Genomic DNA, 18,405 nt, shown 5'->3' on the forward strand with positions numbered 1-18,405 from the left:
AAGCGGCCAAGGATGCCATGCGCAAACAAAAAAGCCCGTCAGATGACGGGCTTCAAAACGCGTAAGACAAATGCTCTTAAAGAGGCTTGCCTCGATTGCCATGCTGGCTGACAAAGGCTTGAACAGCCTTGAGATCATTTGCCAACACGGTGTAGCGCTCTTCTCGCTCAAAAAGGTCGGAAAGGTGCGACGGCAACTCCTGCGCTTTTCCTATGCCGGCTTTCTCAACCGCTTCCGGGAACTTGACCGGGTGTGCCGTGCCCAGGATAACCATCGGAATATCCAGGCTGCGACGGCATTCGCGAGCTGCACGCACGCCAATGGCAGTGTGCGGATCCAGCACTTCACCGCTCTCGGCAAACACCTGGGCGATGGTTTCGCAGGTCTGCTCATCATCGACTGCCAACGAGTCGAACAGACGGCGCGCCTCGGTCCAGCGATCATCTTCAACGCTGAAGTTGCCGGTTTGCTTGAACGTGTCCATCAGGGCTGCAACCGCCGCGCCATTGCGACCGTGAAGATCGAACAGCAAACGTTCGAAGTTCGAAGACACCATGATGTCCATCGACGGCGACAGGGTCGCGTGCAGGGTGTCCTTGGCGTACTGATTGCCGCTCATGAAGCGATGCAGGATGTCGTTGCGGTTGGTGGCAACGATCAACTGGTTGATCGGCAAGCCCATGTTGCGCGCCAGGTAACCCGCAAAGATGTCGCCAAAGTTGCCGGTAGGCACCGAGAACGACACTGATCGGTGCGGTCCGCCCAGTTGCAGGGCTGCATGGAAGTAGTAAACGATCTGGGCCATGATCCGCGCCCAGTTGATCGAGTTCACCGCGACCAGGCGTGTGCCCTTGAGGAAACCCTGGTCGGCAAAACTGGCCTTGACCATTTCCTGGCAGTCATCGAAGTTGCCTTCGATGGCGATGTTATGAATGTTGTCACCGAACAGCGTGGTCATCTGGCGACGCTGAACTTCCGACACCCGGTTATTGGGGTGCAGGATGAAAATGTCGACATTCTCGCAATGCTTGCAGCCTTCAATGGCGGCCGAGCCGGTATCACCGGAGGTTGCTCCGACAATCACCACGCGCTCGCCACGCTTTGCCAGCACGTAGTCGAGCAAGCGACCGAGCAGTTGCAGGGCGAAATCCTTGAACGCCAGGGTCGGGCCGTGGAACAGCTCAAGCACCCATTCATTGCCATTGAGCTGACGCAGCGGCGCTACCGCTGCGTGGGAAAACGCGCCGTAGGTTTCTTCGAGAATCTTTTTGAAGTCCGCGTCCGGGATACTGCCGGTCACAAACGGGCGCATGACCCGAAACGCCAACTCGTGGTACGGCAAACCTGCCCAGGAGGCGATTTCTTCCTGGGTAAAGCGCGGCAGGTTTTCCGGCACATACAAACCGCCATCGCTGGCCAGCCCGGCCAGCAATACATCTTCAAAATTCAGGGCCGGTGCCTGGCCACGGGTGCTGATATAGCGCATGTTTTTCAAACCTTCGGTTTGAGCGCCAAGCGGCCGGGAACCTGCCGCTTGGCGCTATCAATTAATTGAGATGTTCAACTCGGATACGAACCACTGGCCCCACTACGCCCTGCAACGTTTCAAGCGCCGTGATCGCATCGTTCATGTGCTGCTCGATGACCCGATGGGTCAGCAGAATCATTGGCACCAGACCATCGTGCTCCTCGACCTCTTTTTGCATGATCGACTCGATGTTGATACCACGCTCGGACAGGATACTGGCCACTTGAGCCAATACGCCCGGATGATCCTTCGCCTGGATACGCAGGTAGTAGGCGCTTTCACACGCATCGATCGGCAGGATCGGGTGATCGGACAACAGGTCTGGCTGGAAGGCCAGGTGCGGCACACGGTTTTCAGGGTCGCTGGTCATGGCGCGAACCACGTCCACCAGGTCGGCAATCACGGACGAAGCCGTTGGTTCCATGCCCGCACCTGCGCCGTAGAACAGGGTCGAACCGGCAGCATCACCATTGACCATGACGGCGTTCATGACGCCATTGACGTTGGCCAGCAGGCGATCAGCCGGAATCAGCGTTGGGTGAACACGCAGTTCGATACCATTGGCCGTGCTGCGCGCAACACCCAGGTGCTTGATGCGGTAACCCAGGGCTTCAGCGTAATTCACGTCAGCGGTTGTCAGCTTGGTGATGCCTTCGGTGTAGGCCTTGTCGAATTGCAACGGGATACCGAAGGCAATCGACGCCAGAATCGTCAGCTTGTGTGCTGCATCGATCCCTTCAACGTCGAACGTCGGGTCGGCTTCGGCATACCCCAGCGCTTGCGCTTCAGCCAGCACGTCTTCGAACGTACGGCCTTTTTCACGCATCTCGGTGAGGATGAAGTTACCGGTACCGTTGATGATGCCCGCAACCCAGTTGATGCGGTTGGCCGACAGGCCTTCACGAATGGCCTTGATCACCGGGATGCCGCCTGCAACGGCCGCTTCGAACGCAACGATCACGCCCTTTTCCTGGGCCTTGGCGAAGATTTCGTTACCGTGAACGGCAATCAGCGCCTTGTTCGCAGTCACGACATGCTTGCCGTTCTCGATGGCCTTGAGCACCAGCTCACGAGCGATGGTGTAACCACCGATCAGCTCGATGACAATGTCGATTTCAGGGTTGGTCGCAACAGCGAATACATCGTTGGTAATGGGGGTACCGGTAATGTCGCACTGAGGGTTTGGCGTACGCATTGCAATTTGCGCAACCTGGATACCACGCCCGGCACGGCGCGCAATCTCCTCGGCGTTACGCTTTAGTACGTTGAAGGTGCCGCCACCGACGGTCCCGAGCCCACAGATACCTACTTTGACCGGATTCACGCTGAACTCCCCATAAAACGGCCGACTCAAGGTCGGCCGTGGAAAACAACCGTGGATTGCCACGGTTCTCTATTAATAGCCGGGCAGTTGGACTGCCCCGCCATGATCGTCAAAGGCTTACCGTGACGATGCAGGATTATTTAACACTGAGTGCCAGCTTGCCAACCTGTGCAGCAGGCTGATAACCCGGAATTACCTGACCGTCAGCCAAAACAATGGCTGGCGTGCCATTTACACCGATGGACTGGCCCATCGCGAACTGCTTGGCGACCGGGTTGGCGCATTTTGGCGCCTCGACCGTTTTACCGTCAGTCATCTTGTCCATCGCCGACTTTTTGTCCTTGGAGCACCAGACGGCCTGCAGTTGCTGGTCACCTGGAGAACCAAGGCCCTGACGCGGGAATGCAACATAGCGCACTTCGATCCCCATTTTGTTCAGCTCAGGGACTTCGGCGTGCAATTTGTGGCAATACGGGCAAGTGGTGTCGGTAAAGACCGTGATGTGCGACTTGGTTTCACCGATTGCAGGGTAAACGACGGTCTCTGCCACCGGAATGCCATTGATCAATTTGGCGACGCCAACACGCTCTGCCTGCTCGGTCAGATTGACCGGCTTACCGTCCTTGAGCTGGAACATATAGCCTTGAACGATGAACTGTCCATCCGCACTGGCGTACAGAACGCGACTGCCCTTGAGTTTGACTTCATACAGGCCGGCCATCGGGCTTGCGCTGATGCTCTCGACCGGAACATCCAGCTGCAGCGTTTCGAGGCTCTTGCGAATAGCTTGCTCGGCGCCGGTGTCGGCGAACGAAAACGTACTGACCAACGCAATGGCTGCGGCGGCAAAAATCTGGGTCACGCGCATGGGAACTCCTGAAGACGGGCAACGCGGCCAACCCGCAATACCCGACATGGAACTTCGAGTGGGGGCGGCGCGCTTTCTGAACCGGCAAAGCCTACCACAGATGGCTTGCATGACCGACTACCACTAGCCACGCGGGTGATGGCGGGCGTGGAGGTCCTGCAGGCGGGCACGGGCCACATGGGTGTAGATCTGGGTCGTGGACAGGTCGCTATGCCCCAGCAGCATTTGCACCACACGCAGGTCGGCGCCGTGGTTGAGCAGATGGGTGGCGAAGGCGTGACGCAAGGTATGAGGCGACAGTGACTTGTCGATCCCCGCGACTTTGGCTTGATGCTTGATGCGGTGCCAGAAGGTCTGGCGAGTCATTTGCTCACCTCGCTGGCTGGGAAACATCACATCACTGGGGCGCCCTGCGAGCAGCTCATGCCTGGCATCGCGCATGTAGCGCTCAACCCAGACGATGGCCTCCTCCCCCATCGGCACCAGGCGCTCCTTGCTGCCCTTGCCCATCACCCGCAACACCCCCTGACGCAGATTGATCTGCTCCAGGGTCAGGCTGATCAACTCTGTCACCCGCAGGCCACAGGCATACAACACTTCGAGCATGGCCCGATCACGCTGACCGATGGCATCACTCAGATCCGGAGCGGCGAGCAGCGCCTCAACGTCGGCCTCTGACAGGGACTTGGGCAACGGCCGGCCTAACTGCGGCATATCGACCTGCAGCGTCGGGTCGACGGCAATCAGCCTTTCTCGCAGCAAGTAACGATAGAACCCCCGCGCGCCTGACAGGAAGCGCGCGGTGGATCGGGGCTTGTAGCCATGCTCCAGTCGCCAGGCCAAGTGATCGAGGATCAATTCGCGCCCGGCATTGATCAACGCAATGTCGCGCTCGCCCAACCAGCCATTGAACAAGGCCAAATCACTGCGATAAGCGCCGCGAGTGTTGTCCGAAAGGCCTTTTTCCAACCACAAGGCATCCAGGAAACGGTCGATAAGTGGATCGTCTATAGCGGGCATTGGCTCTCGAAATGCGCAGGCCAGAGGCTGCGCACAAATAAAAAGTGAAGTGCAAAAGTGGCCGCTAGTCTTTCATAGCCGGCGCACGCCATAAACCCCAAGTTCCTACAGGATCACCTTATGACCGAACAACAGATTTTGCTGTCTTTCGGCGGTATCGGCATCGCAGCTCTGGGCTCCCAGTGGCTGGCCTGGCGACTGAAGTTGCCGGCCATTCTGTTTTTGCTGTTGACCGGGATTTTAGTGGGCCCCGTATTAGGCTGGCTTAACCCTCAAGAGCTGTTCGGCCCCTTGCTGATGCCGCTGGTTTCTCTGGCTGTAGCGTTGATTCTGTTTGAAGGCAGCCTGACCCTTCACCTGTCCGAGTGGCGCGAAATCGGCACAGTGGTGCATCGACTGGTCACGATCGGAGCGCTCTCGACCTGGGCGGTGATCACCCTGGCTACCCATTGGCTGCTGGGCTTTGACTGGCTGCTGGCCTTGCTGTTCGGCACCCTGACGCTGGTCACAGGGCCGACGGTGATTGTGCCGATGCTTCGTGTCGTGCGGCCCAAGGCGTCTATTGCCACTATCCTGCGCTGGGAAGGCATTGTCATCGACCCGATTGGGGCGTTGCTCGCGGTCGTGGTTTACAGCTTCATCATCGCCAGCGCCACGGGCGAAGGCCTGAGCCACAGCCTGCTGACCTTTGCCGGGGTGATTGTCTGCGGCAGCGTGTTCGGCATCGTGGGCGGCTGGATCATGGGGCACATCGTGCGCCGCCAATGGCTGCCCGAGTATCTACAAAGCCTGGCAACACTGGCGGCGGTGCTGGCTGTGTTTATTGGTGCCAATGAGGCCATGCATGAATCGGGCTTGCTGGCGGTCACGCTGATGGGCATGTGGATGGCCAACATGAAAGGCGTAGATGTACGCAACATTTTGCACTTCAAGGAGAACCTGAGCATTTTCCTGATCTCGGGCCTGTTCATTCTGCTCGCCGCGCGCCTGGACTTGAACGCCATGATCGGTCTCGGGCCAGTGGTCCTGGTGTTGCTGCTGATTATTCAGTTTATTGCTCGTCCACTGAACGTCGTGCTCTCAACGTTTGGCTCAAAACTGAACTGGCGTGAACGCGCTCTACTGGCCTGGATTGCTCCGCGCGGAATTGTAGCGGCAGCCGTTTCAGCGATTTTTGCAATCAGGCTGGACGAAGCGGGTCACGAAGGCGCGTTGCTGCTGGTGCCGCTTACGTTTGCGGTGATCATTGGCACCGTGGTACTGCAAAGCGCCACGGCACGGCCTCTGGCCCGCCTGCTGAAAGTGGCCGAGCCCGCACCCAGCGGCTTTTTGATCGTCGGCGCCAATGGCCCGGCCCGCCTCATCGGCAAAGCCCTTCAGCAACTGGGCAGCCGGGTACTGCTGACCGACTCCAACTGGGAAAACATTCGCTCAGCGCGCATGGAAAACCTGCCGACTTACTTTGGCAACCCGGCATCAGAGCACGCCGAATCCCATCTTGACCTGGTGGGCCTGGGGTATTTGCTCGCCCTGTCGCCGTCTGGCGAGCTGAACACCCTGGCAGCGGTTCGTTTTCACCACGAGTTCGGCCCCCAGCGCTTGTTTGCCCTGACCAATGGCCAGGAAAGCCGGCGCACCGACAAACATCGCGCCAGTCACGAGTACCGTGGGCAAGCGCTGGGCAACCCGGCACTGACCTATGGCCAGCTGGCCAGTGAACTGAGCCAGGGTGCCGAGTTGTACAGCACGAACTTGACCGACAACTTCACCTGGGAGGACTACCAGAACCTGCACGGTAAACGCGTCACCCTGCTGTTCGCCCGGGACGGGAATGGCTGGGTCCATGTGGTGACACCCGACAGCGAGTTGAAACCGGGAACCGGGTGGACGTTGCTGGCACTGATCAGGCAGCAGAGCTGAAGCCCCACCTTCCTTGTGGGAGCGGGCTTGCTCGCGATGGCATCCCTGCGGTGTGCCAGCCAGACCGCGGCGCTTGCATCGCAGGCAAGTCAGTTCCCACATGTAATGCGCTGCTCACAAAACTGCGCAATGCCGTTTTACGAGGCAAACCCTGGCAACACCGGCACCGGGCGCTTGTCATCATCGATGGCAACAAAGCTGAACAAACCCTGGATGGCCAATTCGCGGCCATCGCAACTCATGCTTTCGACATACACCTCAACCTCAACCTTGAGACTGGTGTTGCCGACTTTAACCACTCGCCCCACCAGCTCAACGATGCAACCCGCGGCAATGGGGTGGTTGAAGTCAATGCGATCGGTAGACACCGTCACCAGCGGCAGACGACAAAAACGAGTGGCGGCGATAAACGATACTTCGTCCATCCAGGCCAGCGCAGTGCCGCCAAACAGGGTGTTGTGGTGATTGGTGGTCGATGGGAAAACCGCTTTGGTAATACGGGTAACGGATAATTCAGTACGACGTTGAATCTCTTGCTCACGCAAAGTCATGCTTTTACTACCTACAACTGGACAAAGGTATGACAAATCTCAGGCAACAAAAAAGCAGCCCGAAGGCTGCTTTTTTCTGCATCGGGAAGCTGGACTTAAGCCAGTTTTTCCTTGATGCGAGCTGCTTTACCGGACAGGTCACGCAGGTAGTACAGCTTGGCTTTACGAACGTCACCGCGACGTTTCACTGCCATGCTGTCGATTTGCGGGCTGTAGGTCTGGAAAGTACGCTCTACGCCAACACCGTTGGAGATTTTACGAACAGTGAAAGCACTGTTCACGCCACGGTTACGCTTGGCAATCACTACACCTTCGAAAGCTTGCAGACGCGAACGATCGCCTTCCTTCACTTTCACCTGAACGACAATGGTGTCGCCCGGGGCAAAAGGAGGGATCTCTTTGGTCATCTGCTCTGCTTCGAGTGCAAGGATGATTTTGTTAGTCATGCTGTGCTCCTAAGGTAGATCAACTGATCTACCATCGATACGTTGTTAACTATCGTCCCGCTCGCGGATATATTCCTCGAGCAGCTTCTTCTCTTCTCCAGAAAGCGAGCGGCTTTCCAGAAGATCGGCGCGTCGTTCAAAGGTCCGCCCAAGGGACTGCTGTAAACGCCAACGCCGGATGTGTGCATGATTGCCACTAAGCAATACGTCGGGAACACGCTGATCCGCATACACCTCCGGTCGGGTGTAGTGCGGGCAATCCAGCAAACCATCCGTGAAGGAATCTTCCTCCGCGGAGTCCGCATGCCCTAAAGCTCCAGGCAGCAGTCGTGTAACCGCATCAATCAGAACCATCGCCGGTAGCTCGCCACCAGAGAGTACATAGTCACCAATCGACCACTCTTCATCGACATAAGCGTCTATAAAACGCTCGTCAATGCCTTCATAACGACCTGCAATGAGGATTAATGCTTCCTCATTCGCCAGTTCGCGTACCGCCGACTGATTCAGTTGACGGCCTTGGGGCGACAGGTAAATAACCTTCGCCGCCTCTCCGGCTGCTTCTCTGGCCTGAACCAGTGCATCTTCCAGAGGCTTGATCTTCATCACCATGCCCGGACCACCGCCAAATGGGCGATCGTCCACAGTGTGATGTCGGTCCGTTGTGTAGTCTCGCGGGTTCCAACAAGTCAGCTGCAAGAGCCCTTGTTTCACCGCACGACTAGTGATGCCGTAGTCGCTGATGGCGGAAAACATTTCGGGAAACAAACTGATCACTTCTACGCGCAATTTAGCCACGCTTAGAAGTCCGCATCCCAATCCACCTTCATCTCGCCCGCTACCAGGTCGACGCTCAGCACGCATTGCTCTGTATAGGGCAACAAGCGATCGCGATCATCCAGGCTACCTGGGCAAGGTTTGACTTCCATGACATCGTTCGAGCCAGTTTCCATCAGGTCAACAATCTTGCCGAGCAATTGCCCTTCAAGGTTGGTCACTTTCAGTCCCTGCAGCTGGTACCAGTAGTACTCGCCGTCGGTCAGTTCAGGAAACAGGTTACGCGGCACGCAGATTTCGAATTCACGAAGAAGACCAGCTTCATCACGGTCATCGAGACCCTTGAGCTTCACAACCAGAAACTTGCCGTTATGAGAACGGCCACTGACCAGCTCTGCCTGTCGTACATCATTGCCGCGCCGAAGCGTCAGCTTTTTGTAGTCCAACAGGTTATCAATTGGATCCGTAAAGGAATAAACCTTCACTTCGCCGCGCACGCCGTGAATCGAATAGATTTTGCCGATAACGATCAAATCATCAGCAGTTTCAGGCGTCACGCTCATATTGCTCAGGCCGCAGCCTTAGCGTTTTCTTTAACCAGCTGAGCAACACGCTCAGACAGTTGAGCACCAACGCTCAGCCAGTAGGCGAGGCGGTCTTCTTTAACGGAGAAACGGATTTCCTGACCACGGGCAACCGGGTTGAAGAAACCAATTTGTTCCTTGTGGGAACCGTCACGTGGGTTACGGCTGTCGGTAACGGTCAAGTGGTAAAACGGGCGCTTTTTGGAGCCGCCAAGGGCAAGACGGATTGTTAGCATGTGAACATCGTTCCTGTAGTCGGTGCTGCAAATCTAAAGGCACAGCGGGCATAGGTGCCCGAAAGGCCGCATATTCTAAGGAATATCCGGACTTTTGCAAATGTCTTTTTCTGGCGCCTATCGGCATGCCGTACAGACTTGCAACGAGATCACCATGAATGGTGACAGGTCAGCTCCCGCACAGTGCGGGTTTGCCGGGTGTCTCGCATTGCTGCGAGTTGCCCGCACGCAAGCGTACGGGCGGGTAAATTACATTTTTGGCATGCCGCCGCCGGGCATCATCGAGCCCATGCCGCGCATCATTTTGGCCATCCCACCTTTGGTGGAGAACTTTTTCATCATCTTCTGCATCTGCTTGTGCTGCTTGATCAAGCGACCGATGTCCTGCACCTGAGTGCCGGAACCCATGGCAATACGGCGTTTACGCGAACCGCTGATCAGCTCAGGGTCGCGGCGCTCGGCCGGGGTCATGGAGTTGATGATGGCTTCCATCTGCTTGAACTGCTTTTCAGCTGCGCCCTGGGCATTGCCCATTTGCGCCAGATTGACGCCGCCCATGTTCGGCAGCTTGTCCATGAGGCCGCCAAGGCCGCCCATGTTCTTCATCTGTTGCAGTTGGTCGCGGAAGTCTTCGAGGTCGAAGCCTTTACCTTTCTTGAGCTTTTTGGCCAGCTTGTCGGCTTTGTCTTTATCGAGGGTCTGTTCGGCCTGCTCGATCAGGCTGAGCACGTCGCCCATGCCCAGGATGCGCGAAGCGATACGGTCCGGGTGGAAAGGCTCAAGCGCGTCGCTCTTCTCGCCCATACCGATGAACTTGATCGGCTTGCCGGTAATGGCACGCACGGACAGCGCCGCACCGCCACGGGCATCACCGTCGACCTTGGTCAGGATCACGCCGGTCAGCGGCAATGCGTCACCGAAAGCCTTGGCGGTGTTGGCCGCATCCTGGCCGGTCATGGCGTCAACGACAAACAGGGTTTCAGCAGGCTTGACGGCCGCGTGCAGCTCCTGAATCTCAGCCATCATCTCGGCATCGATATGCAGGCGGCCCGCGGTATCGAGGATGACCACGTCGATGAACTTCAGCTTCGCTTCAGCAATGGCTGCGCGAGCGATGTCTACCGGCTTCTGGCTCAAGTCGGACGGGAAGAAGGTCACGCCGACTTCATTGGCCAGGGTTTCGAGCTGCTTGATCGCTGCCGGACGATAAACGTCGGCCGAGACCACCATCACGGTTTTCTTTTTGCGCTCTTTAAGGAAGCGCGCCAGCTTGCCGGCGGTGGTGGTTTTACCCGCACCCTGCAAACCGGCCATCAATACAACGGCTGGCGGCGTGACATTGAGGACCAGATCCTCGTTGGCAGCGCCCATCAGGCTTTCAAGCTCAGCCTGGACGATCTTCACAAACGCCTGGCCAGGCGTCAGGCTGCGGGACACTTCCGTGCCTACAGCGCGCTCTTTGACCGCGTTGACGAAGTCTTTGACGACTGGCAACGCCACGTCGGCTTCCAGCAACGCCATGCGCACTTCACGCAGGGTGTCTTTGATATTGTCCTCGGTCAGCTTGGCCTTGCCGGTGACATGGCGCAGCGTCTGCGAGAGACGATCGGTTAAATTTTCAAACATGCGCGATCCTTTCAGGCCCAAAGTAGACCGGGGTTATTGCGGCCCAGCCCGTGTAAAACTGATGCTCGGCGAGCCTGCGGCGTGGGCAGGTCGCGGATTATAGCGAAGACTGGCCGTGTCCGACACCTTGCCGTCGGCTTATGTGGTCTTTCGTGTACAGGCGGTTGTATGCCAAACTCAGTCCTTTCGGGCTTGCCTAACAGGATTTATGCTCCCCTTGTCACCCAGCTTGCTACCCAGCCTCGCCGCCGCCTGCTTATATGCCGCTGCGACCTTCTATCAAGGCTCTTGCCTGCGCCAAGGCGCAAAGGCGAACAAACGCCTGTTGGTGACGCTTGGCATTCTTGCCGTGCTCGCCCACGCCGCCAGCCTGTTTACCCACCTGATGACGCCTGCCGGCCTTGAACTGGACTTTTTCAGTGCAGCCAGCCTGATTGCCGCGGCCGTGATCACCGTGACCCTGGTTGCCTGCGCACGGATACCGGTCGAGAACCTGCTGCTGCTTTTATATCCGCTGGGCATGCTGACAGTGCTGCTGTCCGAATTCGCGCCGCCCGGCACGGTTCAGGTCATTAATGAAGAGCCCGGCATACTCGCGCATATCCTGCTGTCGATCCTGGCCTATGGCATGTTCACCATCGCGGTGTTCCAGGCATTGCTGCTGTCGCTGCAGAACTATCAGCTCAAGCACAAGCATCCCAAGGGCCTGATCAAAAACTTCCCGCCGCTGCAAACCATGGAAAGCCTGCTGTTCGGCTTCTTGTGGGCCGGCTGGTCACTGCTCTCGATGTCCCTGATTTCCGGCTGGCTGTTTTTGGGCAACCTGTTCGCCCAGCACCTGGTGCACAAAACCTTGCTGGCCTGCCTGGCATGGATCGTATTCAGCGTGCTCCTGCTGGGCCGTTATCACCTCGGCTGGCGCGGCCACAAAGCCATCCGCTGGACGTTTGCCGGCTTTTGCCTGTTGATGCTGGCCTACTTTGGCAGCAAGCTGGTTCGTGAATACATTCTGCATATCTGACGGGCGATAATTATGGATAGCTTGCCCCCTGGGCCGATTCTGGCGGTCTCGGCGCTGTTGATCGCAGGAGCCGGGATACTTGTCGGCTATTTTCTGGGCAAGACTGGCGCAGCGGCCAAGCGTGCAGAAGCCCTGCAAGCGCGCGAGGAAGCGCCCCAGCAACTGGACGAGCAAAACAACAGTCGCCCGCACCTGCTTTCCGGTATCCATGCGCTGGACAACATCACGGTCAACGACATCCTGATCCCGCGCAGCGAAGTCGAGGGCCTCAATCTGGATGATCCGATCGAAGACCTGATCGAACAACTACGCCAGACCACACGCACGCGCCTGCCGGTGTTTCACAACGACATCAATCAGGTCGAAGCCATCCTCAACACCCGCCACATTCAACACATGCTGCCTGATGCCAGCCTGACCAAAGAGGCATTGCTGGCCGTCTGCCACGAACCTTACTTCATCCCCGAAAGCACCCCGCTGCAACTGCAACTGCTGAACTTCCACAAGCAGCAGCGTCGGCTGGGGGTGGTGGTCGATGAATACGGCGAAGTGCTGGGCATCGTGACACTTGAAGACATCCTCGAAGAAATCGTGGGCGAGTTCGAAGATGAGCAAAACATCGACAACCCCCATATCGATCCCCTGCCCGACGGACGCTATGTGATTGATGGCGCAGCCTCCATACGCGAGCTGAACAAAGCCCTGGGCTGGCACCTGCCCTGCGACGGCCCCAAAACCCTCAATGGCCTTGTCACCGAAGCGCTGGAAACCATCCCGGAAACCACGGTATGCCTGAAGATCGGCGGCTACCGCCTGGAGATCCTCCAGACCGAAGATAACCGCGTCAGCCGAGTGCTTATCTGGCACAACAGCGTCAAGCCCGCGGCTTAATCGCCGCGTAAGGTCTTGTTACATTTAAACGGGCCTCCCTATAATCTTCCTCGCTTACCCAAGCCTCGCCGACACGCGTGCTACCCGCACCCAGCGCTGTCGGCGCGTTGCTTTACGCAGTACCTGCGTACGTTCCCATCCTGAACTGCGCTTGCACCCTGTTATCCCTCAGGGCAAACGACCATAAAAATTGCTCGCCACGTCACGCCGCAAAGGCTGGCATCGGCCAATGAGCTCATAACTGTCAGGGATTTACGCATGACCTCCAGCACTACTTACAGCGAAGCCTCGCCCGACAAGCCGGCCAACTCCGCAACCCGCGTTGCCACGGCCAGTTTTATCGGCACGGCCATCGAGTTCTACGACTTTTACGTGTATGCCACCGCCGCCGCACTGGTCATTGGCCCGGTATTTTTTCCGCAGACCTCCGGCACGGCGCAGATGCTGTCGGCGTTCCTGACCTTCGGCATTGCCTTTCTCGCCCGCCCGCTGGGCTCTTTCCTGTTTGGCCACTTCGGTGACCGTATCGGGCGCAAATCCACACTGGTCGCCTCCCTGCTGCTGATGGGAGTGTGCACCACGCTGATCGGCGTGCTGCCAGGTTACGCCACGATCGGCGCCTGGGCTCCGATCCTGCTGTGCGTGCTGCGCTTCGGTCAGGGGCTCGGGCTGGGCGGGGAATGGGGCGGCGCAGCATTGCTGGCCACCGAGAACGCTCCCAAAGGCAAGCGCGCCTGGTATGGCATGTTCCCGCAACTGGGGCCCTCGATCGGGTTTCTGGCAGCCAACGGCCTGTTCCTGATTCTGGCCATGAGCCTGAGCGATGAGCAGTTCCGTTCATGGGGCTGGCGCATCCCCTTCCTGCTGAGTGCGGCGCTGGTGATGGTCGGCTTGTATGTGCGCCTGAAACTGGAAGAAACCCCGGTGTTTGCCAAAGCCGTAGCGCAACACGAGCGGGTAAAAATGCCCATCGTTGAGCTCTTCAGCCAATACTGGGCACCGATGCTGCTGGGCGCCGCCTCGATGGTCGTGTGCTATGCACTGTTCTATATCTCGACCGTGTTTTCGCTGAGTTATGGCGTGTCCACGCTGGGCTATACCCGCGAGACCTTCCTCGGCCTGCTGTGCTTTGCCGTGCTGTTCATGGCCGCTGCAACACCTCTTTCAGCCTGGGCCAGCGATAGATATGGACGCAAGCCGGTGCTGATTGTCGGCGGTGTACTGGCGATCTTGTCGGGCTTTCTGATGGAGCCTCTGCTCACCCAGGGTTCGACCTGGGGCGTGGCGCTGTTTCTGTGCATCGAGCTGTTTCTGATGGGCGTGACCTTTGCCCCCATGGGCGCCCTGCTGCCTGAACTGTTCCCGACCCGCGTGCGCTATACCGGCGCATCGGCGGCGTACAACCTGGGCGGGATTGTGGGCGCATCGGCCGCACCGTTCTTTGCCCAGAAGCTGGTGAGCATGGGCGGTTTGAGCTGGGTGGGCGGGTATGTTTCGGGTGCGGCAGTGCTCAGCCTGATCGCTGTGCTGTGCCTGAAAGAAACGAAAGAGGCTGACCTGAACAAGGTGGCCTGATCGGCGCAGGAAATCCGTAATCGCTGTCGAGGCACGAAGGCTGCGAGCTCTTAAAGTTTAAAAGCTCGCAGCCTTCGTGCCTCGGCAGCGACTACGGGGATGTTTTTTTACAGCTCGACCACTACAGCCTTGGCTGCACGGGTCGCCTTGGCGCGTGCAGCTTCAATCGACTCATCACGGGCCAGGGCCACGCCCATGCGGCGCTGGCCATTGACCTCTGGCTTGCCGAACAGGCGCAAGGCCGTATCCGGCTCGCTCAAGGCCGCACCCAGGTTGGAGAACGCAGTCTGGGTCGACTGCCCTTCCACCAGAATCACCGCCGAGGCCGATGGCCCGAACTGACGGATCAGCGGAATCGGCAAGCCCAGAATCGCTCGTGCATGCAGGGCGAACTGGGACAAGTCCTGGGAAATCAGCGTAACCAGACCGGTATCGTGCGGGCGCGGCGAGACTTCGCTGAACCACACCTGATCGCCCTTAATGAACAGCTCAACGCCAAACAGGCCGCGGCCGCCCAGCGCCTCGGTCACGGCTTTGGCAACACGCTCGGACTCGGCCAGAGCAATCGGGCTCATGGCCTGCGGCTGCCAGGACTCCTGGTAGTCGCCCTTCTCCTGACGGTGACCGACCGGCGCGCAGAACGTGGTGCCACCGATGTGGCGTACGGTCAGCAGGGTGATTTCGTAGTCGAAGTCGATAAAGCCTTCGACAATGACCCGCCCCTTGCCCGCACGACCGCCTTCTTGTGCGTAGTCCCAGGCAGCTTTCACATCATCAGTGCTGCGCAGCAGGCTCTGGCCCTTGCCCGACGAGCTCATCACCGGCTTGACCACACACGGGAAGCCCAGGTCCAGCACGGCGGCGCTGTAGTCTTCAAAGGTATCGGCAAAGTGATACGGCGAGGTTGGCAGGTCCAACTCTTCTGCCGCCAGACGTCGAATGCCTTCTCGGTTCATGGTCAGCGAAGTGGCGCGGGCGGTCGGAATGACGGTAAAGCCTTCGGCTTCCAGCTCAACCAGGGTCGCGGTGGCAATGGCTTCGATTTCAGGAACAATAAAGTGCGGCTTTTCTGCTTCGATTACGGCACGCAAGGCTGCGCCATCGAGCATATTGATGACGTGGCTGCGATGGGCAACCTGCATGGCCGGTGCGTTGGCATAGCGATCGACAGCGATCACTTCGACCCCCAGACGCTGCAATTCGATGACAACTTCTTTGCCCAGTTCGCCGCAGCCACACAGCAATACGCGGGTCGCGGTCGGCGACAGTGGGGTTCCGATACGGGTCATTTCAGGTCCTCATGGAAACAAATCATCGAAGGCGCGCACACAACCTGCGCCTGCAGGGGAAGAAAGGCCGGCATTTTACCTGACTAAACGGCGGCTTTGCGCAGTCGCCAGGCCATTGCCAGCCACACACAGGTCACTCCGGCAAATTTCGACGCCATGGCGATGAGAATCACGCCCGGGGTAAACGCATCGATCATGCCGAAAAAGATAAAGGTATCAATCGGGATACTCAGCGCAGAGCTGATCCACAAGCGGTCATGCAAGGGTCGCTTGGTGATGCTGAACACCAGCCAGTCGATGCATTCGGAGACGGCGAACGCGGTGGCGCTGGCCAGGGCAATCGAAGGATCAGAGGTGATGTATGACAGCACCAGTGCCGCCAGCATGGCCAACAGCGCACCGTGGCCAAAGCGGGTTTGCACCATGTCGCGCAAAACAAACACCAGCCCGCCCCAGGCCGACCAGATAATGTCCAGGTGCGGCGCCGTTGAGAACGCGAAGTTGATCAGCACGACGCTGGCGATATAAGCGATAAGAAACAGCATGGGAGCGGGCGACACCTCTGAATAAGGCGCACAGGGTACTTGAGTCGCACCCGATTTTGTACCCGCCACATGCCCCTGTGACAGCGGTATTTGTCAGGTACTGGCGCCCTGCATCCACACCAGGCCACTGGACTTGGCCCGCTCATGACACAGCACCAGCACTTCCCGGCGCTCGACGTTGGTCATGCGGCTCCAACGGGTGATTTCAGCCACGGTACGCTGACAACCACTGCACACATCGTCGTCATCCAATGCGCAAATGTTCACACAGGGAGAGGCGACCGGGCGCTCCACTTCAGTCATTGCTCTGCACCTTCAAATCACGGGCATAACGCTGGCCGTTCTGCACGTAATGCGCGGCACTGGCCTCCAGCAGTTTTTTCTGTTCGTCGGTCAAGTCACGCACCACCTTGCCCGGCGACCCCATGACCAGCGAACCGTCCGGGATTTCCTTGCCTTCGCCAATCAGCGAGTTGGCGCCAATGATGCAATGCTTGCCGATTCTGGCGCCATTGAGGATGACTGCATTGATCCCGATCAGGCTGTAATCTCCCACCGTGCAACCATGCAACATGGCGTTATGGCCAATGGTCACCCCCGTCCCCAGGGTCAGCGGGTAGCCCATATCGGTATGCATCACCGCGCCATCTTGCACGTTACTGTTCTTGCCAATCAGGATCAGCTCGTTATCACCGCGCAACACGGCGCTGAACCAGACACTGGCACCCTCCTCCAGGCGCACCTTGCCGATCAGGGTGGCGTTGGGCGCAGTCCAGCTTTCTGGATGGGTTTCGACGAGCGAGTCGCCCAGGCTGTATTTCATGCAGATGTCCTCAAGGCAGCGTGGCCGTCTGCTGACGGCTCTAGATTGGAATGGAACGCTCAGGCGGGGTATGCAGATTGATATTGACGTCGTCGTACAGCAGGTTCATCAGCTCAACGATCATGATTGCCGTGAGCCCCCAGATTTTATAAACCCCAAAACGGTAGCTCGGCACATACCAGCTGCGCCCCTGATAATCGATGCGATGGGTGTGCTCACGGGGGTCCTGGCGAAAAAACTCCAGAGGTACGCTGAACACGGCAGCAATTTCGGCGTCGTTGGCCAGGTATTCAACGTAGTCCGGGACGAGGCCAACGTAGGGCGTTACACGGATACCGTGCAACGAAATCAAAGGGCTCAGCGGCCCGATGACTTCGACCAGCCCGGGCGGCAGACCGATCTCTTCTTCGGCCTCACGCAGGGCGGTAAATACCAGATCCGGGTCTTCAGGATCGCGGCGCCCGCCCGGGAAAGCCACTTCACCGCCGTGGGTCGACAACCCGCTGGCACGCAGGGTCAGAATCAGTTCGGGTTCAGCGCTGCGCGTCACCGGCAACAGCACGGCAGCCTCGGGGAAATTCCGTTCCGTTTCCAGCGTGCGCGGGGTGTAGCGGCTTACACGGCCAAGCAGCTCGTCCAGCATAGGTCATCTCGATCCGTCACTTATCGGGCATCATGCACCAAATCGTGGGCAGCACCCAAGCCCCACAGTGTCGCAGCCGCCATATCGCACTTGCCGCGAGGCCGCCTCAGCCCCCAAGATAGGCGCCAGAGCCAGAGACCCCAGCATGAAATTTTGCAGCCAGTGCGGCCACTCCGTCAGCCAACACATCCCACAAGGCGATTCACGCCTGCGGTATGTGTGCGACCACTGCCAGACCATTCACTATCAGAACCCGAATATCGTTGCCGGCTGCCTGCCGACCTGGGGCACACAAGTGCTGTTGTGCCGTCGCGCCATCGAGCCGCGCAAAGGCTACTGGACGCTGCCCGCAGGTTTCATGGAAAACGGCGAGACGGTCGAAAATGCAGCTCGACGTGAAACCCTCGAAGAAGCCTGCGCTGCAGTTGAAAACCTGAACATCTACACCCTGATCGATGTACCGCACATTAATCAGGTGCATATTTTTTATCGTGCCGAGCTGCAAAGCCTCGATTTTTCAGCCGGTGAAGAGAGCCTTGAAGTCCGGCTTTTTGAAGAAGCTGACATCCCTTGGTCAGAGCTGGCTTTCCGCACGGTCAGCCGTACCCTAGAATGCTTTTTCGCTGACCGCCGGGACAACACCTACCCCGTGCGCAGCGAGGCTGTAGCGCCCCTGTCCAGCCTGATCAAACCCCAACAATAATGCTGTTCGCCTTGCACCTCAGGAATATCCCTCTA

Annotated in this window: 19 protein-coding genes and 1 pseudogene; 5 read left to right on the forward strand and 15 right to left on the reverse strand. The window is 58.3% G+C overall.

All coding sequences use genetic code 11. The features are described from left to right. Positions 1-76 precede the first annotated feature (76 nt). The 4 genes from thrC to xerD all read right to left on the reverse strand — a co-directional run bounded on the left by thrC (position 77) and on the right by xerD (position 4,740). Positions 77-1,486 (reverse strand): threonine synthase, encoded by a 1,410-nt coding sequence (gene thrC / locus VSQ83_RS18815; RefSeq protein WP_133077776.1) that lies wholly within the window; start codon positions 1,484-1,486, stop codon positions 77-79. Positions 1,487-1,547: 61 nt separating this feature from the next. Next, positions 1,548-2,852, reverse strand: coding sequence for a homoserine dehydrogenase (locus tag VSQ83_RS18820; RefSeq protein WP_133077777.1), 1,305 nt, complete (start codon positions 2,850-2,852; stop codon positions 1,548-1,550). 136 nt (positions 2,853-2,988) lie between these two features. Then, on the reverse strand, positions 2,989-3,720 hold the full coding sequence (locus tag VSQ83_RS18825) for a thioredoxin fold domain-containing protein (protein WP_133077778.1): 732 nt from the start codon (positions 3,718-3,720) through the stop codon (positions 2,989-2,991). Positions 3,721-3,843: 123 nt separating this feature from the next. After that, a complete protein-coding gene (gene xerD / locus VSQ83_RS18830; protein WP_133077779.1) occupies positions 3,844-4,740 on the reverse strand; it encodes a site-specific tyrosine recombinase XerD in 897 nt (298 codons plus the stop codon). 120 nt (positions 4,741-4,860) lie between these two features. Between xerD and VSQ83_RS18835 the strand changes: the two genes are divergently transcribed. Further along, entirely contained in the window at positions 4,861-6,660 is a 1,800-nt protein-coding gene (locus VSQ83_RS18835) for a cation:proton antiporter (RefSeq protein ID WP_326427326.1), read from the forward strand. Between the two features lie 137 nt (positions 6,661-6,797). Here the strand turns inward: VSQ83_RS18835 and VSQ83_RS18840 are convergent, their stop codons facing one another. The 6 genes from VSQ83_RS18840 to ffh form a co-directional block, all read right to left on the reverse strand. Further along, positions 6,798-7,211, reverse strand: a complete 414-nt coding sequence (locus tag VSQ83_RS18840; protein WP_019822086.1) for an acyl-CoA thioesterase — start codon at positions 7,209-7,211, stop codon at positions 6,798-6,800. A gap of 95 nt (positions 7,212-7,306) precedes the next feature. Next, entirely contained in the window at positions 7,307-7,657 is a 351-nt protein-coding gene (gene rplS, locus VSQ83_RS18845; protein ID WP_003440273.1) for a 50S ribosomal protein L19, read from the reverse strand. Between the two features lie 45 nt (positions 7,658-7,702). Then, positions 7,703-8,455 (reverse strand): tRNA (guanosine(37)-N1)-methyltransferase TrmD, encoded by a 753-nt coding sequence (trmD, locus tag VSQ83_RS18850; RefSeq protein ID WP_003440270.1) that lies wholly within the window; start codon positions 8,453-8,455, stop codon positions 7,703-7,705. A gap of 2 nt (positions 8,456-8,457) precedes the next feature. Beyond that, the gene (gene rimM, locus VSQ83_RS18855; RefSeq protein ID WP_133076263.1) at positions 8,458-8,997 is read right to left on the reverse strand and encodes a ribosome maturation factor RimM; all 540 of its coding nucleotides are present in this window, start codon (positions 8,995-8,997) and stop codon (positions 8,458-8,460) included. Positions 8,998-9,002: 5 nt separating this feature from the next. Next, positions 9,003-9,254 (reverse strand): 30S ribosomal protein S16, encoded by a 252-nt coding sequence (gene rpsP, locus VSQ83_RS18860; RefSeq protein ID WP_095001251.1) that lies wholly within the window; start codon positions 9,252-9,254, stop codon positions 9,003-9,005. Positions 9,255-9,503: 249 nt separating this feature from the next. After that, complete coding sequence (gene ffh, locus VSQ83_RS18865; RefSeq protein ID WP_016781914.1) at positions 9,504-10,880, reverse strand: signal recognition particle protein; 1,377 nt, start codon at positions 10,878-10,880, stop codon at positions 9,504-9,506. Positions 10,881-11,088: 208 nt separating this feature from the next. Between ffh and VSQ83_RS18870 the strand changes: the two genes are divergently transcribed. The 3 genes and pseudogenes from VSQ83_RS18870 (at position 11,089) to VSQ83_RS18880 (ending at position 14,367) form a co-directional block, all read left to right on the forward strand. Continuing rightward, positions 11,089-11,901: a cytochrome C assembly family protein gene (locus VSQ83_RS18870; protein ID WP_133076264.1), complete on the forward strand. Its 813-nt coding sequence runs from the start codon at positions 11,089-11,091 to the stop codon at positions 11,899-11,901. Between the two features lie 186 nt (positions 11,902-12,087). Then, a pseudogene (locus tag VSQ83_RS18875) lies at positions 12,088-12,792 on the forward strand (transporter associated domain-containing protein); the annotation flags it as partial. A gap of 258 nt (positions 12,793-13,050) precedes the next feature. Next, the gene (locus VSQ83_RS18880; RefSeq protein WP_133076265.1) at positions 13,051-14,367 is read left to right on the forward strand and encodes an MFS transporter; all 1,317 of its coding nucleotides are present in this window, start codon (positions 13,051-13,053) and stop codon (positions 14,365-14,367) included. Between the two features lie 107 nt (positions 14,368-14,474). Here VSQ83_RS18880 and purT read toward each other — a convergent pair whose 3' ends face one another. The 5 genes from purT to VSQ83_RS18905 all read right to left on the reverse strand — a co-directional run bounded on the left by purT (position 14,475) and on the right by VSQ83_RS18905 (position 17,667). Then, positions 14,475-15,656 carry a formate-dependent phosphoribosylglycinamide formyltransferase gene (gene purT, locus VSQ83_RS18885; RefSeq protein WP_133076266.1) on the reverse strand — a complete coding sequence of 394 codons (1,182 nt, stop codon included), beginning with the start codon at positions 15,654-15,656 and terminating at the stop codon, positions 14,475-14,477. Between the two features lie 83 nt (positions 15,657-15,739). Beyond that, positions 15,740-16,201 (reverse strand): VUT family protein, encoded by a 462-nt coding sequence (locus tag VSQ83_RS18890; protein ID WP_019822065.1) that lies wholly within the window; start codon positions 16,199-16,201, stop codon positions 15,740-15,742. A gap of 93 nt (positions 16,202-16,294) precedes the next feature. Beyond that, the gene (locus tag VSQ83_RS18895) at positions 16,295-16,504 is read right to left on the reverse strand and encodes a DUF1289 domain-containing protein (RefSeq protein ID WP_133076268.1); all 210 of its coding nucleotides are present in this window, start codon (positions 16,502-16,504) and stop codon (positions 16,295-16,297) included. Further along, complete coding sequence (locus tag VSQ83_RS18900) at positions 16,497-17,024, reverse strand: gamma carbonic anhydrase family protein (RefSeq protein ID WP_326427327.1); 528 nt, start codon at positions 17,022-17,024, stop codon at positions 16,497-16,499. Before VSQ83_RS18900 ends, VSQ83_RS18895 begins: the two co-directional genes overlap by 8 nt. A gap of 40 nt (positions 17,025-17,064) precedes the next feature. After that, on the reverse strand, positions 17,065-17,667 hold the full coding sequence (locus VSQ83_RS18905; RefSeq protein WP_133076270.1) for a CoA pyrophosphatase: 603 nt from the start codon (positions 17,665-17,667) through the stop codon (positions 17,065-17,067). Positions 17,668-17,812: 145 nt separating this feature from the next. Here VSQ83_RS18905 and VSQ83_RS18910 point away from each other — a divergent pair, with 145 nt between their 5' ends. Next, complete coding sequence (locus tag VSQ83_RS18910) at positions 17,813-18,370, forward strand: NUDIX hydrolase (protein WP_133076271.1); 558 nt, start codon at positions 17,813-17,815, stop codon at positions 18,368-18,370. Positions 18,371-18,405: the final 35 nt, after the last annotated feature.

The sequence above is a fragment of the Pseudomonas sp. DSV-1 genome (genome assembly GCF_035830915.1).
Taxonomy (GTDB): domain Bacteria; phylum Pseudomonadota; class Gammaproteobacteria; order Pseudomonadales; family Pseudomonadaceae; genus Aquipseudomonas.